At 32.0% G+C, this 17,142-nt stretch carries 14 protein-coding genes; 10 read left to right on the forward strand and 4 right to left on the reverse strand.

Going from position 1 to position 17,142, the window contains the following annotated elements:
- The coding region (locus QZZ53_RS13300) for an OmpA family protein (RefSeq protein ID WP_296385494.1) at nt 1-1,460 on the forward strand (1,460 nt) is incomplete at its 5' end.
- 119 nt (nt 1,461-1,579) lie between these two features.
- Nucleotides 1,580-2,629: a nucleoid-associated protein gene (locus QZZ53_RS13305; protein WP_296385496.1), complete on the forward strand. Its 1,050-nt coding sequence runs from the start codon at nt 1,580-1,582 to the stop codon at nt 2,627-2,629.
- A gap of 518 nt (nt 2,630-3,147) precedes the next feature.
- Here QZZ53_RS13305 and lipB read toward each other — a convergent pair.
- From lipB to QZZ53_RS13320, 3 genes are read right to left on the reverse strand one after another with little or no spacing between them, the layout of a single operon-like run.
- Nucleotides 3,148-3,846 (reverse strand): lipoyl(octanoyl) transferase LipB, encoded by a 699-nt coding sequence (gene lipB / locus QZZ53_RS13310; RefSeq protein WP_296385498.1) that lies wholly within the window; start codon nt 3,844-3,846, stop codon nt 3,148-3,150.
- 3 nt (nt 3,847-3,849) lie between these two features.
- Entirely contained in the window at nt 3,850-4,647 is a 798-nt protein-coding gene (locus tag QZZ53_RS13315) for a hypothetical protein (RefSeq protein WP_296385500.1), read from the reverse strand.
- Nucleotides 4,648-4,686: 39 nt separating this feature from the next.
- Nucleotides 4,687-4,845: a YqaE/Pmp3 family membrane protein gene (locus QZZ53_RS13320; RefSeq protein WP_296385502.1), complete on the reverse strand. Its 159-nt coding sequence runs from the start codon at nt 4,843-4,845 to the stop codon at nt 4,687-4,689.
- 110 nt (nt 4,846-4,955) lie between these two features.
- On the opposite strand from QZZ53_RS13320, the gene QZZ53_RS13325 reads away from it, so the two are divergent.
- From QZZ53_RS13325 to QZZ53_RS13360, 8 genes are all read left to right on the forward strand, one after another.
- Nucleotides 4,956-6,011 (forward strand): LuxR C-terminal-related transcriptional regulator, encoded by a 1,056-nt coding sequence (locus tag QZZ53_RS13325; protein ID WP_296385504.1) that lies wholly within the window; start codon nt 4,956-4,958, stop codon nt 6,009-6,011.
- 109 nt (nt 6,012-6,120) lie between these two features.
- Nucleotides 6,121-6,528 (forward strand): DUF1573 domain-containing protein, encoded by a 408-nt coding sequence (locus QZZ53_RS13330; protein WP_296385506.1) that lies wholly within the window; start codon nt 6,121-6,123, stop codon nt 6,526-6,528.
- Nucleotides 6,529-6,677: 149 nt separating this feature from the next.
- Complete coding sequence (locus QZZ53_RS13335; protein WP_296385508.1) at nt 6,678-7,565, forward strand: hypothetical protein; 888 nt, start codon at nt 6,678-6,680, stop codon at nt 7,563-7,565.
- A 127-nt stretch (nt 7,566-7,692) separates the two neighbouring features.
- On the forward strand, nt 7,693-9,954 hold the full coding sequence (locus QZZ53_RS13340; RefSeq protein WP_296385510.1) for a TonB-dependent receptor: 2,262 nt from the start codon (nt 7,693-7,695) through the stop codon (nt 9,952-9,954).
- A 47-nt stretch (nt 9,955-10,001) separates the two neighbouring features.
- A complete protein-coding gene (locus QZZ53_RS13345; protein WP_296385513.1) occupies nt 10,002-11,462 on the forward strand; it encodes a hypothetical protein in 1,461 nt (486 codons plus the stop codon).
- 90 nt (nt 11,463-11,552) lie between these two features.
- Nucleotides 11,553-13,244, forward strand: a complete 1,692-nt coding sequence (lysS, locus tag QZZ53_RS13350) for a lysine--tRNA ligase (protein ID WP_296385515.1) — start codon at nt 11,553-11,555, stop codon at nt 13,242-13,244.
- Between the two features lie 250 nt (nt 13,245-13,494).
- Nucleotides 13,495-15,387, forward strand: a complete 1,893-nt coding sequence (locus QZZ53_RS13355; protein ID WP_296385516.1) for an FAD-dependent oxidoreductase — start codon at nt 13,495-13,497, stop codon at nt 15,385-15,387.
- A gap of 60 nt (nt 15,388-15,447) precedes the next feature.
- The gene (locus tag QZZ53_RS13360; RefSeq protein WP_296385518.1) at nt 15,448-16,314 is read left to right on the forward strand and encodes a hypothetical protein; all 867 of its coding nucleotides are present in this window, start codon (nt 15,448-15,450) and stop codon (nt 16,312-16,314) included.
- A gap of 116 nt (nt 16,315-16,430) precedes the next feature.
- Here QZZ53_RS13360 and QZZ53_RS13365 read toward each other — a convergent pair.
- Nucleotides 16,431-17,142 (reverse strand): SMI1/KNR4 family protein (locus QZZ53_RS13365; protein ID WP_296385520.1); only part of this gene is annotated, 712 nt, incomplete at its 5' end.

A 17,142-nucleotide genomic window follows, 5' to 3' on the forward strand; every position in this document is an offset into this window, starting at 1 on the left:
GTAAAGTTGGCATTTCTAGTGTAGACCGTTTTGTTAAAGAATCTTTTGATCTATATGACAAAGTATATAAATATGATGGCTATGCCGCTTCTGGAACACCCTTAGAAGATGAAGATATTGATGTTTTAGAGGATGCTCTAGACGATTTATCTTTATTAAGTGAAAGCGCTCCAGATATTTTAAACGATTTAAATGGTGCAGGAGTTTTTAAACAAAGTAAAGCTACTCTACAAATTAATCGTGCTAAAAAAGCTCTAAAATACAGTATTAAAACAGCTAAACAATTGCTATTAGGTCAGCGAGAGCGTGATGAAAAAGACAAAGATGAAAAGAATTCAGAATCTGAGGATAATTCTGAAAAGGAATCGGGCAATGATTCTAGCGAAAAGGATAAAGAAAGTGATAGTACTGAAACGGAAGAACCTTCAAATTTTTCAGATGGCTTAGAAGTCTATAGCAAATACGATTTTGTTCCTGGTGATGAGCTCATATTTTTTGATGATTTCTCAAATGATTTTATTGGTGATTTTCCTAGCAAATGGAATACAAACGGCTCTGGTGAAGTTGTAAAACTCAATAAAATTGATGGTAGATGGTTCGAATTCAAACAAGGTTATAATACCTATGTTATTCCAAGTTTACCAACAGACCTCCCAGAAAACTATACTATTGAGTTTGATCTTATTGTATTGGGAATAAACGACAATACCTCTAGTGCTGCAAACCTAGAAGTAAAATTAGAGGATAATAACGAATTTAGAACTGGAAAAGACTTCGCTAGAGTTGAGATTCCATTTGCTCAATACATTACGTCTACCTTTAGAGTTAGAAATAGAATCAATAGCAAAAACACCATCACAAACAATGTAAAAGCTGATATAAGAAAAGCTGTACTAAACAAACCTCACATTTCGATAGCAGTTAATAAAGAGCGTTTTAGAGTATGGGTTAATGAAAAAAAATGCGTGGATATTCCAAAAATGATTGGAGCTAACTCACCTCTTAAAGCTGTTAAATTTCATTTAAATGGTTTTAAAGAAGAAGGTAAGGAACGCTTATTTATTTCTAATCTTAAAATCTCAAAAGGAGGCGAAGATCTAAGGCGTAAGTTAATGAACGAAGGCAAGATATCTACCAATGGGATTTTGTTCGATTCTGGCTCAGCGAACATCCAACCTCAATCACTAGGTATTGTGCGTCAAATTTCTCAGGTTTTAAAGCAAGATAAAAATATAAAATTGAATATTATTGGCCATACAGATGCTGATGGTCCAGACGACACAAATTTAAAATTATCTAAAAACAGAGCAGCTGCAGTAAAAGACGTTTTAATTAACATCTATAAGGTTTCAGAAAATCGATTAACTACTGATGGTAAAGGAGAAACACAACCTGTAGGAGACAATAGCACAACAAACGGAAAAGCACAAAATAGGCGTGTAGAATTTGTAAAAATATAACGATAACCAAATCTAAAGTCCTCGAGTCCGAAAACGCCAAATTTATTTTGGCGTTTTCTTATTTTTAAGTTCATCTTTCGTAGTATTGTAGTCTCTAAAACAAGATAGTTTTGTAACTTATGATTAAAAGACAAAAAGCCTCCATAAAAAGCTGTATAATCCACAAAGTTGGTAACAAGTTTAATGATACTAAAAATGCATTTTCTAATGCTTCTGTAGATTTTGATGAAGCCACTTATAACTTAATGCTTCCCTATCTTTTAAAGCCTTTTGTAAGTGTTGCTGAAAGTTATCGTTTTCATCATCATAGTGATGTTGGACTCAATGAAATTAACACGTATAGCGAACAACTTTTTAAAGACGAAGCTGATTTTGTAGACGTTTCAAAACACATTGTTACACACTTATTTGAGCAAAGTAATTCTGCTCAAATTAAAACAGGCGACGTCCTTATTTGTCATTTTGAAAACGTACAATACGAAGACTATTTTACAGACGCTATAGGAATCTATAAAATTGAAAATAAAACAGAGTTTTTTCAGACCTATTTAGAACAAAACAGCTACGATATTTTAGTACAAAAAGGTATCCAAGCCAAGAAGGTAGATAAAGGCTGTTTAATATTAAATACGTCTGACATGGAAGGCAAAATTGTGTTTAGTGTAGATAATAATACTTACGATACACAATATTGGATTAAGAGCTTCCTAAACATCGTTTATCCAGACGATAGCAACCAACATACCAAAAACTGTATTGAGCTTTGCAGAGAATTTTCTAAAGAAGTTTTACAACCCAATTTTGGCGGACAAGCACAGAGTAATTTCTTAGCAAATACGGTTGATTTTTTTAAAGAAAATGAGATTGTAAATATCGAAACGTTTAAAGAAGAAGTCTTTGATGAAGAAGACCAAATACAGCTCTTTGAAGACTATAAAAAGACCTACGAATCTGAAAACAAAGTCTTAATTAGGAACCAATTTGATGTCTCAGAAATTGCCTTAAAAAAACAAAAACAAAAGATTAAAACAGAAATAAAACTAGACACCAATATACAAATAAAGCTCGATGTCGATGCACCTGATGCTTCTGCGGAATACCTAGAACGAGGTTACGACGAAGAGAAGAAAATGCACTTTTACAAGGTGTTTTTTAATGCTGAAGCTTAGCTTTTATTATTTTTCCATAACTTAGAATTATATAACACTATTACGGACATATGTTTATTTTTAATTTTGGAAGTATTCCAATAAAATACGATTCTAAAAGACCTCAAGATATTATTTGTCATAATTGTGAGCATAAAGGACAAACCTTTGTGGATAAATATCTGAAATACTTTCACATTCTATATATCCCTTTTTTCACTTACAAGTATTGGACTAAATATGAATGTGTAAGATGTAATTCGTCAGTTGATGAAAAAGATATATCTAAAGAAAATCAACAAATATACGAGAAGTTTAAAACAAAAAAGATATTGCCTATTTGGACTTTTTCTGGTTTTCTAGCAGCCATTCTTATACCTCTGATTTATCATATTTTAAAATAAAACACAAATTCAAATTACTTATTAAAGAACTTACAAAACCATTGTTTTATATGATAAAAGAAAAGTAGGACATAACAGGTTAAATCAGTTAACGGAAGAGATATTTTTTTTAACTCTGGATATTAAGTATTTCGATTAAATAAGCTTTGCTTCAAATAACATCTCAAAATGCTTCAAAAGCTTCTTCTTAACCTCAGATTCATCAACCACATCAACACCTAATTCATTATTTAAAGTAGTCACAGCTTTACCTCTAATACCACAAGGAATTATATTATCAAAATAACCTAAATCTGCATTTACATTTAGTGCAAAACCGTGCATGGTCACCCAACGACTGGCTCTTACTCCCATTGCACAAATCTTGCGTGCAAACGGAGTGCCAACATCTAACCAAACACCTGTCTCACCAGGACTACGCTCTGTTTTTAATCCGTATTCTGCTAAAGTGAGAATAATAACTTCTTCTAGAAAACGAAGATATTTATGAATGTCTGTAAAGAAATTATCTAAATCTAAAATCGGATAACCTACAATTTGCCCAGGACCATGATAGGTAATATCGCCTCCTCTATTAATCTTGTAAAATGTTGCGCCTTTTTCAACGAGTTGCGCTTCAGAAAGCAATAGATTAGACACATCTCCACTTTTACCTAAAGTATAGACATGAGGATGCTCTACAAAGAGAAAATGATTATCTGTTACCAAACCTGCTGCTTCCCTTCTATTCTTAATTTTAGCATCTAAAATGGCTTTAAAAAGCGTTTCTTGGTAATCCCAAGTAGCTTTAAAATCCTTAGTCCCTAAATCTTGGAGTTTTACTGTCTTATTCAAACCTTAATCTTCTAAAACAACGTCTAAATTCATAATTGAAGCATCACCATTTATAGCATTCCAAGACACTTTGTAAGTTACTGTTTTACCATCTTCAGATATTACAGCATCTTTGCTTGAAACTGACTTTACTTTTTTAGGAAATCTGTATGTAAGTGTATAGAAAGAGTTAGAAAAAACCTCTTCAAATTGCATTTCCATTTGTTTTTTAAAGGGATCATCTTCGGCTTCCATGTCTTCTTCGTCCATTTCATCATCTTCATCCTTCAATGTACTAAGCTGAAATCTAGAAAACGTATTATTTTCAAAACTAAACGTCACCTTCTCTGTCGAAGTAAGACCATCTACTTGTTCTTGAGGAGCTTGACCATCCTTGTTGCTCATGTTTTTTACATAATCCATGGCTTCATCAGTTTGGTCGTAAATAGTTTTTAATTCATCAAAAGCTTTAAACTTTTTAGACATTTCAAACTTAAAAATGCTTTTTTCTTCATCCATTTGCATTTTTAAGACCATACCTTTTAGCTTCTTAAATTCTGCACGTTGCTCATCAGAAAGTGCTGCAATACTATCTTTGTGAGTTTTATATAAATCATCAAAAACAATGGTAGTATCTATCTTTTCTTTTTTAGGTCCTCCTTTAGATGCTGGTCTATTTTTATTGGCATATTCCATCATCGGAGCCATATCAAAAGCGGTAATATATTGCCCACTCATATTGTTATCAAAGACAATTGACTCAGTAACATTACAGCTTGTAAGAAAACAAGCGAAAGCAAATAATAAGATGATTTTTTTCATGTGTACTTTATTGATTAAGTAAAGCACAAAGATACGGATTTATCGGTCAGGATTGTTCAATATCACTAATGCAGCAATCACTCCAGGAACCCATCCGCAAAGCCATAATAAAAAAGTAATTAGAATAGAACCACAGCCTTTATCTAAAACCGCTAAAGGTGGGCAAATAATTGAAAGTATAACTCTCCAGATACTCATAATGTCGTTTGATGATTTGATGTACTCATATGACGTAAATAGATTGAAATTGTTACACTATTTAACTTCAAGTTGTTTCAAAGTATTTTAAAATTATGTAGTTTCGTTCTATGCGATTAAGAATTTTTTTAATCTTTTTAGCCTTCTCACTATGCTGTGAAGCTCAATATTCGTTTTCGGGTTATATCAATCCTGATGAATGGCAGAATTCTGTATATCTATCTATTGTTGAAGATTATCGCAAAATGTCTGGTGTGTATTCAGAGCAAATTATCGCTAAGACTACTGCTGATGAAACTGGTTTCTTTGAATTTAAAGGCAATATGCTAGATTCTGAAAACCGAATTTATCGTATACATGTAGATAAATGCTCAGATGGTCAACAAGACTTCAATCATTTTAATGGTCATTGTAGCGATAGTGAAGAGCTCTTATTTATAGCTAAAAACACGGACACTTTAAAGCTTCCTTTTTCTTTTGGAAATCAAGTCTTTTGTTCTATTGAATCGAGTAACCCAAAAGCCAATGCCTTTGTAAAAATTGATTCCCTAAAAAGCGATATGCGTTTTGCTTATGGAGAATTTAGAAGTGAAGCCAACCGTAAACTGAACAATAAAAAATGGTTTAAAACCCTACAATATTTTGGAGAAACTTTAAACGAACCAATAGCAGAACTTTACATTTATTCTTATTTATCTGATAGAAGTAGTGATTTACACAACTATTATGTTGAAGACTTAAAAGACAATGTCTATTACGATAATCTTAAATCGCGATTAGAAACCAATTATCCGAATTCTTCATACACCAAACAATATAATAATGAACTCGAAGCTGATCGCTATATGTTAGCTGCATCAAATGGTGATACTGGTTTTGGCTGGAGTTTTTATATCTGTGCAATCTTAGCAATTTCTGGAATCTTAAACGCTCTTTTTCTCTATCGCTTATGGAAACAGAAACAATCTAAAACTGAAGATTTAAAAGCCAAATTATCTAAACAAGAACAAGTCGTTTTAGATCATATTCTTCAAGATAAAACAAATAAAGACATTGCAGAATCACTTTTTCTGAGCGTTAGTACAGTAAAATCACATACTAATAACATTTATAAAAAGTTAAATGTGCAATCTAGAGACGACGCAAAATCACTGTTTGTCAAATAGTTACAAAATTCAACCTAGGTACTAGTACCAATTTCCAACCTTGTTTTTTCAAAATTTACATCGATAACCTTGATGTTTGCTTTCATATTAATCATAAAAATATTTAATAATGAAACGAACATTTAACATTGCAATCTTGTTAATCTTAGCGTTAAGTTTTTTTAACGCAGCACCAACTGAATTTGATAAATACGATACTAAAATCGCTATTATTAAATTTAAAACTGAAGTGGTAGATTACGGAACCATAACTCAAAACTCTGATGGTACAAGACTATTTACATTCACTAATACTGGTGATGCGCCTTTATTAATTACTAAGGTAAAAACAAGTTGTGGCTGTACTGTACCAAGTTATTCTAAAGCACCTATTATGCCAGGTGAATCTGGAGAGTTAAACATTAAGTACGATACTAAAAGACTTGGTGCTTTTACTAAGACCGTAACGGTAACTTCTAATGCAGAAGGTGGTAATAAGATTTTGAAAATCAAAGGAAATATTATTGCCTCGAAATAAAATTTAAATAATCAATTCTTTTAGTTAGTGGTTTGTTATATCTGGATTTGTTTCTCCTAATCTTTTAATTAAAGATTCTGAAACAAGTTCAGAATGACAACTATTAAACTTTCACACACAAACTTCAATCTAAAACCATCACAATGAGAATGAACATTATAGTAATAATAATAATCACATTGGTATTTGCCTTTCAGATAAATGCACAAACTCTAAATCAAGAAATTACAAAAGATGGTGACACATCATTTTTGCTTGGAAAAATTAACAAAAGTGGTTTAGAAGGCGAAAATTACACCGCTTGGTTTACTAAAAACCTTGAAGATTACAAACCAAATCTTACAATTACCAATTCAATAGCTTCAGAATTAAAAACCTACTCTATTACATTATTTATGGGTACTTGGTGTGGTGATAGCAAAAAAGAAGTTCCAAGATTATACAAAGTATTAGAAGCATGTAATTTCCCAATGGATCAATTAACGGTTGTTGCTGTGAGTAGAAAACCAAACATGTACAAACAAAGTCCTCAGCACGAAGAAGCTGGTTTAAATATACATCGCGTACCGACAGTGATTTTTTATAAAGATAGTAAAGAAGTCAACCGAATTGTTGAGCATCCTATTGAGACTTTTGAAGAAGATATTCAGAATATAATTACAGTAAACGATTACAAATCAAACTACCAAATCGTTACTACAATTGATAATATTTTAAAGAAAAAAGGTGTGAAAAAATTAAAAAAGAAAAATGAAAAACTTTTAAAAACATTTGAAGGCAAAGTATCTAGTATGTTTGAATTGAACACATATGGTCGCATTCTATATTCAACCGATAGAATAGACGAAGCAATTGAGGTATTTACTTTTAACACAAAATTATTTCCGGACAAACCTAGAACCTATATGAGTTTAGCTAACACTTTAGGTATTAGTGGGCATAAAGAAAAAGCAATTAAAGTCCTTGAAGGCGCTATAAAAATTCATCCTGAAAATGAAGACCTCAAAGAAAATTTAGAAGTTATAAAATCAAATTAAAAACTAATGTTTTAATTTAAACAAACTTACTTCGTATTCTCACTTCTTATAACCCTTACCCATTGTGGTAACTGGTCAAAAAACATATATCCTTTTAATGAAAAACATAAATAAAACGCAGGTTTTTATGAGCATAGTATGCCTACTGCTAACTATACCATTATTTGCTCAAAATAAACTTAATGGATTTGTATATGACAGTGAAACAAATAAACCAATACCATATGCAACTGTAATATTAAAAAATTCTGAAAGCGTATTTATTACAGGTGTAACTACAAATGAAGAAGGTTTTTATGAATTAAGTTCAGAACAGGGAAGTTATACACTTCAAATAGATTTTATGGGTTATAAAACATATACTAGCTCAATTGATTTAGATAAAAACTTGACTAAAAACATTAAACTTCTTAAAGAAGAACTACAACTAGATGAAGTCATTGTTATTGCCGAAAAAACTTCGGTACAGCAGTTAATAGACAAAAAAATAATTAATGTAGGCAAAGATATTTTATCTAGTGGAGGAAGTGCCGCAACGGTTTTAAGTCAACTTTCAGAAATAAATGCCGATGAGGATGGTAGTATCTCACTTCGAGGAAACGCAAATGTGCAAATACTTGTTAATGGAAAGCCATCCCCTTTGGGTAATTCAGAATTACTAACACAAATTTCTGCTAGCGAAATACAAACTATAGAAATCATTACGTCTCCGTCAGCTAAATATAGAAGTGATGGATTAACAGGAATTCTGAATATTATTACTAAAAAGAAAGTAAAAGCTGGTATTACGTTGTCTAATAATTTATCCGTAAGCAATTTGGGTGCTTTTTCCGGAAATACATCTTTAGGTTATGGTAAGAAAAAAGTGAGTTATAAATTGGGTATTGGTTATAGAAAAAACAAATCTAATTCTAAATACAAAAGACAACGGTTTGGTAGCTTTCCGTATTTAGAAAAAAGTAAAAGTGATTTTCAAGGAGATGTTTATCGTGTTAACGCAGGTGTAGATTGGTTCCCAAACAAGAATAATGAAATATCTTGGGCAGCACAATATTCAGACAATACACATAGCTCTGATATTAGAGGTTTTATCACAGATCTTAATACAACTTCACAACAAAACATATTTAATAAACATATACATCGTACATTTAAAGCTAACGGAAATTATAGACATAATTTTGAAAAAGAAGGTGATTTCTTTGAAATAGATGCTCAAATAACAAACAACAAAAACACGCTAACTGGGCTTTTCTTCCCAAATATAAATGCAATAGATAACATTACTAAAAACAAAGTACAAACAACAGATTTAGCTTTAGATAATGTAAATCAGTTAAATGAAATTATAAAATTAGAAACAGGCTACCTTTGGCATACTCGCAAATTGGATAACCGAAGGCAATTAATAGATGCTACAACGTCTGAAGATAATTACAACTATAAATATGCAACGCACGCATTTTATGCTTTAACGCATTTAAAACTGAAACATTTAGAGATACAAACTGGCTTACGTTTAGAACTCTTTAATAGAAATGCACGGTTTGTTACAGAGAGTATAAATGTTAATTCTAATTTCACTAACCTTTTTCCCTCCTTACATTTCAAATACTCAGAAAATGATATGCATACATTTGGACTTGGGTTTAATAGGAGGACGTCTAGACCTAGCATATATCAAATCAACCCTATCTCTCAGCAAAGTAATGAGTTTACGTTTAGGGAAGGAAACCCGAATTTAGAATCAGAATTTTCCAATAATATAGATGTTTCATACCAATTTAAGAAAAGTAAGTTTTCATTTTCACCTACAATATCTTACCAAAAAAAAGAGAATAGTATCTATAGAAATCTCAGAATTTCAGAAACAGGTGTGCAAATATTCTCTTATGACAACTATAGCGGAAGTGATGCCTACGGGATAGAGGTTGCGATTACATACAAACCATTAAAATGGTTAGACAGTAGATTCAATTTCAATATGAATTATGAAAGCCTTAATGCTACAAGCATAGATTTTTCTAGTGATTTCTCACGAAGTCATCAATTAACTTTTAGAAATGATTTAAGCATCAATGAGAAGCTCAAACTAAATCTCTCATGGAGGTATCAAGGACCAACCGTTGGTCTTTATCAAAGAAGAAGCGAGTTGCAAAATTTAGATTTTGGTCTCAGATATGCACTATTTAATAATAATGGAAATTTGAGTCTTAGAGTTACAGATATTTTTAACACAAAAGAGTATCGAGGACGAGAATTCGGTGATGACTTTGAGCGATTTTTTAGTTCTAAACCCAGTTCTAGAGCAATTCATTTAGCTTTTTCATATCGTTTTAGTAAAGGCAGTATTGAAAAACGAAATAAAAAGAAACGAGAATATGAATAGGGAATTTGAAGTCAAAAAAGTCAATCGTTTTACCAATACAAAATAATATGAAATCAATTATCCAATACATCCTTGTATCATTTTTAGTCACCAATATTTCCACCTGTTTCTCTCAAGTTAATTATCTAGAAACTTCAGCAGAAATGCTTTACAGTAAAGCAACAAACTCAGTTCTACATATCAATTATAATGAACAAGAAAATATGCTCGGTCATAATTCTAAACCGTGGGAAACTAATACATATAAAATAAAAGGAGAGCTATGGATTAATAAAATGCAGTTTATCAAACGTGATAGTCTAACTACAGATAGAGATAGACAATACACCTCTAAAACCGATATTATAAATTTCGATGTGGTTCATTTAGATTATGGAGATCAAGACATTAAATCTGTGTCTTTTAATTTTTTGACAGAAAAACTAATACATACGGCAAGATATTCCCCACTTACAATACTTGAATACTTGATGAAAAACGATTTAGATATTCATATAAAGCTGGCTAATAAAATTATTATCTATTCAACTACAATAAACGAATCTCTTACAGAAGTCTTTATAAATACGAACACTAATCTAGTTGAAAAAATCACCTATATTGATTATCACGAACTTTATGGAGATGTAACAACTACGTTTCATTATTCTGAATATCATATAGATGATCAAATTTCATTTCCACAAAAAATTAGAATCGAAAAAATCAACGGAAATGTTGTAGATGAAATCGAAATTACGGCTAGTAATATTACTTCAACAATACCTCAGCTTTTAACCAAACCAAAAGACTATAAAATTACTGAAGACGAAGAACAAAACAAGTATGAATTAAAAACCACAAAATATAACGACTTTATATACTTTATAGATCTCATTCATACTGATGATAAGGTCATGGTTGTGGAGTTTGAAGATTGTGTATTAGTTGCCGAAGCGCCAATAAATAGTAAAAACGGAGAACTAATTATAGCCGAAGTTGAAAATATTATTCCCAACAAACCCATTAAATATTTTGTCTTTGGACATCATCACCCTCATTACCTAGGAGGCCTTAGAGCTTTTGTGAACAAAGAAGCGACTATTCTGTGTACTGCGATGAGTAAAGACTATGTTGAGTTTATTGCTAATAACTCTCATTCGTTGCAACCAGATAATTTAGAAATTGAGCCAAAGCCTTTAAAAACTCAAATCATAGCAGATAGTTTAGTTTTGGGCACAAAAAGAAAAATGGAGATTCATTTTATTGGCGAAAAATCTAAACATACCATAGATTATCTTATTTACTATTTCCCAGAAGAGCAGTTGCTATTTCAAGATGATTTATGCTGGATTCCTAAAAATGGAGAGATTACAAAAGCAGGTGCAAGACAATTGGGTTTATACAATAGTATCAAAGCCTTGAATTTAAAGGTAGATACAATAATTCAATCCTGGCCAATTGAAAGTCATAAAGTAAAAACTATTATTCCATTTTCAGATTTAGAAAAATCAGTTTTACAAAACTAAATCATATTAAAAAGGAGTTTCCAAATTTTCTGAAATAGTGTAATTTTGCACCTGTCTGTCGAAAAAGGCAGAGTATAAAATAAAACAAGAATGCAACTTTCAGAACAAGAATTGGTAAGACGCCAAAAGTTAGAAAAATTACGTGCTCTAGGGATTAACCCTTATCCAGCAGATTTATTTCCAGTAAATCATACTTCTAAACAAATTAAATCTAATTTTGAAGATGATAAACAGGTAATTATAGCAGGTCGTCTAATGGCTATCAATATCCAAGGAAAAGCATCTTTTGCCCAGTTGCAAGATAGTGAAGGTCGTATTCAGGTGTATTTTAATAGAGATGAAATATGTACTGGTGAAGACAAATCAATGTACAACGATGTCTTTAAAAAATTATTGGATTTAGGGGACTTTGTTGGTATTGAAGGAACGCTTTTTACCACACAAGTTGGCGAAAAAACCGTAATGGTTAAAAACTTCAAATTACTTAGCAAAGCATTAAAACCGTTACCAATACCAAAGCAGAAAGATGGTGTCACTTATGATGCTTTTACAGATCCTGAGCAGCGCTACAGACAACGTTATGCAGATTTAGCAGTAAATCCACATGTCAAAGAGGTTTTTGTAAAGCGTACAAAATTGTTTAATGCCATGCGTCAATTTTTTAATGACTCTGGTTATTTTGAAGTTGAAACACCAATTTTACAACCAATTCCTGGTGGAGCAGCTGCACGTCCATTTATAACACACCATAATAGCTTAGACATCCCATTATATATGCGAATTGCTAACGAGTTATATCTAAAACGATTAATCGTTGGTGGTTTTGATGGAGTTTATGAGTTTTCTAAAAACTTCCGTAACGAAGGTATGGACAGAACTCATAACCCAGAATTTACAGCCATGGAAATTTACGTATCATACAAAGATTACAATTGGATGATGGATTTTTGCGAGCAATTATTAGAACATTGCGCATTAGCTGTAAACGGAACTTCTGAAGCGACTTTTGGAGAACATAACATTAGTTTTAAAGCTCCTTATAAGCGTATTACTATGCGCGATTCTATTTTAGAATTTACAGGTTTTGATATTTACAATAAATCTGAAGATGAAATAAGAGCTGCCGCTAAAGGAATGCATATCGAAGTTGATGAAACAATGGGTAAAGGCAAGCTGATTGATGAAATTTTTGGAGAGAAATGTGAAAGCAACTACATTCAACCAACATTCATTACAGACTATCCTAAAGAGATGAGTCCTTTATGTAAAGAGCACCGAAAAAACCCTGAATTAACAGAGCGTTTTGAACTTATGGTTTGTGGAAAAGAAATAGCGAATGCTTATTCTGAGTTAAACGATCCAATAGATCAACGTGAGCGTTTTGAGCACCAATTAAAACTAGCTCAAAAAGGAGATGATGAAGCGACTGAGTTTATAGATCACGATTTTTTACGTGCTTTAGAATACGGAATGCCACCAACATCTGGTATGGGAATTGGTATGGATCGTTTAATTATGTTTTTAACTAATAATCAGAGTATCCAAGAAGTATTATTCTTCCCTCAAATGCGACCAGAAAAGAAAAAAGTAGATCTTAGTGATAACGAAAAGGCAATACTTGAAGTTCTAAAATCTCAAAAACGCATGGATTTAACGGTTCTAAAATCACAATCTGGTTTAAGTAACAAAGGTTGGGATAAAGGCATAAAAGGTCTTACAAAACATGGATTAACAAAAGTAACCAAAACTGAAGATTCATTAATTGTAGAGTTGCAAGATTAAAACCTAAACATCTAGAATAAAGCATATTAAAATCCTTAACAAAAATGTTAAGGATTTTTTTGTTTTATAAATCAGGTATAAATACGTGTTTTTTTACAACAAAGGTTCTCTACCTTTATAAAGTCAATAAAACGACATTTTACCCCTTCCTTTATGACTCCTTTAAATAGCAATTAATACTTAAGTATTCTTAACAAGAATACTTAAACAGATATTGTAAAATATTTCATAAACCATAAACACAATTATTATGAAACCAGGAATTAGTTTTAACTTCGAAACCATAAAAAGTGACGCCTCAAGTTGGATACCCTCTTTTCCAAATCCAGCAGATTTCAGATTTGATTATTACAGACTTCTTAATAATTCACCTAAAGGTTTAGCAAGTCCAAATTTAGGATTCAATAATAAAGTAGCTGTTATCGGAGCAGGTTCAGCTGGTATGACCACTGCAAGAGAACTCTTTAGATGTGGTTTTGATGTCACTATATATGAAGCTTCAGGTCGTATTGGTGGTAGACTTTACACCATACCAAATCCGAATGGAGATACACAAGCTGGAATGGAAATGGGAGCCATGCGAATGCCTTTTTTTGCTAAACCAGGAAGTGAAAATAGTATTCTGGGTTATTATTTAAACAAAGAAGCTGGTGTAAAAAACAACAATGCCATTTTAACACCTTTTCCTAATCCAGGTTCAGCGGATGGTGGAACAGGCATATATATAAATCGTGGGTATGGTCCAAATAATCAATATCAAACACCAACATTAATTGATTGGAATAAAGGTGATATGCCAAACAATGAGACTTTACAGGAATTGACAAAAAAAGTAAGCGACTTTGGAAAAAACTTTAGTATTCCTGCAAATAATTTTTATACACAAGATAATACGTTATGGTCTGTTTGTTGGGGGAAAATGGTTGGCTTTTATGAAAAAATGACCTTCAACGATTTAGTGTTAGAACCTGCTATGAGTCAACAAAACATTTTAAATGCCATTGGTAATTTAGATACGTTTGATGGTAATGTTGGAGGTTTTGGAATGACCAAAGAACAAACGGAACTCCTATATACCATCGGAACAGGTGATGGAAGTTGGGGAGCTTTTTACAGCATCAGTGCCTTATGGTTTTTACGTTGTACTTTCTTTGGTTTCGACTCTAACTTACAAACTGTAGAAGCTCTTAAAAATGCACAAAGCTTGCCTCACTATAATAGCGCTGTTAAAGATTATAACAATGTTGCTTTAAAACCTCCAACTTATGAAGGCATTCAAGCTTTAGTAGAGTACTTATTCTATGTACCACCTTTTGGAATGGATGAGTCGTTATACGAAAATTCAAAACTATTTGTCAATACGCCTGTAACCTCTATTGACAAAGTAAATGGTGGTCTTTTAGTAGTAACCGAAGATAATCCAGATGGAGAGCTTTATAATTTTGTAACAGTCTCATCTACACAGTGGGCAGCACAATTATCTATGGAATTTAATGGATTTACCCAAGAAGAACTACCGCAAGCCAAACTTACAACAGAAAATACGCAGCACAACATTTCAAGTTGTAAACTATTTTTCCCTCTAAAACAAAAATATTGGGAATTACCAGGGAATAAAATTCCTCAAATAATGGTAACAGACACCTATATTCAAGATATGTATGCGCTCAACTGGAATAGTAAGTCCGAAGATAATGGTGTGTTACTAGCTAGTTATACTTGGGAAGATGATTCGCTAAAACTATTACCTTTTAATGAACAAGAATTATCAGATTTAGTACTCACTAAATTAAAAGAGATTACAACCAGTACTACTGGTCAAGACATCACACAATATGTAGACACTAATAACCCTGTTACTATTCAATGGATTAAAGAACCAAGTTACATAGGATGTGCTAAATTATATAGATCGCATAATGAATCTGGTAACATGCTCGATCTTTCTTACAATCAAAACTATGCTAAAGCTTCTGGATTGTATTTTGCAGGAGAAAATTACAGCGTTGAAGGAGGATGGACAGAACCTGCACTTCGCTCAGCTCTAGATTGTGTCATACAATTACTTAACAATGCTGGAGCGACATTTAACTTTCAATACTTTAACTATGATAGTGATTATCCTAAATGGCCAAATTTGTAACTAACCAAGTATTTCTAAACTAAACAACAACATATATCAACCTAATAAATATTATAAATCATGTACGATCCAAATATATCTAAGCTAATGGCTCAATTTAGTGAGTTAACGTATACGCAATATAATAATGGTCTGCCACCAGGTAATGATGGCAAGGTTACTATGCCTTCTGGTTATACTCAAATAGCTTCATTTACTTCACCAGAAATTGATTTAAACGCAAATCTATCTTCTTTCAAAAGCATAGATTGGAATGAAATTTCAGAAAGCCTAGAGGTAAAAGTAGCAGCAATTGGTCTTAAGGATGTTTATTTTGGCTTTGCTGCTACCAGTGCAACTCATAATGTTATTGCGATTCGAGGAACACAATCTAATTTTGAATGGTTAATGGATGCCACCATACCACAAGTTCCTGTACCAATGGTTTGGTATAATCATGGAAAGTTCAAAGTTGCCAAAGTACATCTTGGCTTCTTAATTTTCTTTGGATTATTAGCAGATCAAATTATGTCAGCAGCCAATAAATTTGACCCATCATTACCCTGTTATGTCTGTGGGCACAGTCTTGGAGCTGCTCTTGCTACTCTTGTTGCTCCAGCAGTAGCAATAGGCACAAAAAACACTAATGTAAAAATGTATAATTATGCCAGTCCTAGAGTTGGTGATCTTGCTTTTGTTAGAGCATATAATGCTTTAATACCTGAAAGTTATCGTATTGTAAATTTATCTGATTTGGTTCCTATGATACCACCATCTCAAATAGCAGGTTGGACATACGAGCATGTATCAAAAGAGTGGTCTTTTTTAAATCAATCTGGAAATGTAGGAGGAAATCATGCTTTGATAGGTCCAAATAATTATACAGATGCTGTAAATAAGCAAATACCAACAGATACACCTCGTAATTATCCAGTTACTGGTTTATAAATAAAAAACAGATGAAGGCTTGTTTATTAAGATAATGTAACTAATAACTATTTTTTTAAGAAATGGAAAGCATCTCTATTTAGGATATGCTTTTTTTATATTTATTTCTTGAAAATTTAGTTCCAACCTTTTATATCCATAGGTACTTGTTCTTTTAGATACAATTGCAAAAAACTTACTAGATCCTTTGCTATAAATTTATTGGGTTCACCATCATTACCAAGTAGAATAACCTGTCCAACATAACCATTTTCATCTGGCAACATATCCATAGCATAGAAATACCTATTGTCCTCATATATCATATACCATTCTGGTGTTACTGCCACTGGCAAAACTCTCTTTGTAGAGTCAAAATAAATGGAATCATTTAACTGCTCTAAATGCATATCATTAAACTTTTTTTGTTGTCGATATGCTTTACTAGACATCATATATAAATTAAGAAATGGTCCATTTAGATTTTGATGTTTTAAAAACGTTTTAAGATTTGGAGGCATTTTTTTTCCGGTTCTATCTACAAAAATACGTTCATCAATTGGCTCTTGTTCAGCTACATATCTAAACTTATATTTCGCCTTAATCTTGTTCCAAACCTTTACAAGTTTAACCGTATCCAAGTCAATTTTACGCGTTACTTCTCCTTCGTTTGCATATATGAGTTGACGCTTTTCATTAAGCCCTTCGTCTCGTCTAATATAACTTGTATGTGATCTATAAAACTGAGGGAACGGATTATCATCACCATATCTAGAACTATGACTAGATAAGTGATATTGAGAATCTAAAATAAGTGGATATCCATCATCAAATAACCCTATATAAGGA

It is taken from the genome of Winogradskyella sp. (assembly GCF_016744625.1).
Lineage (GTDB): Bacteria > Bacteroidota > Bacteroidia > Flavobacteriales > Flavobacteriaceae > Winogradskyella.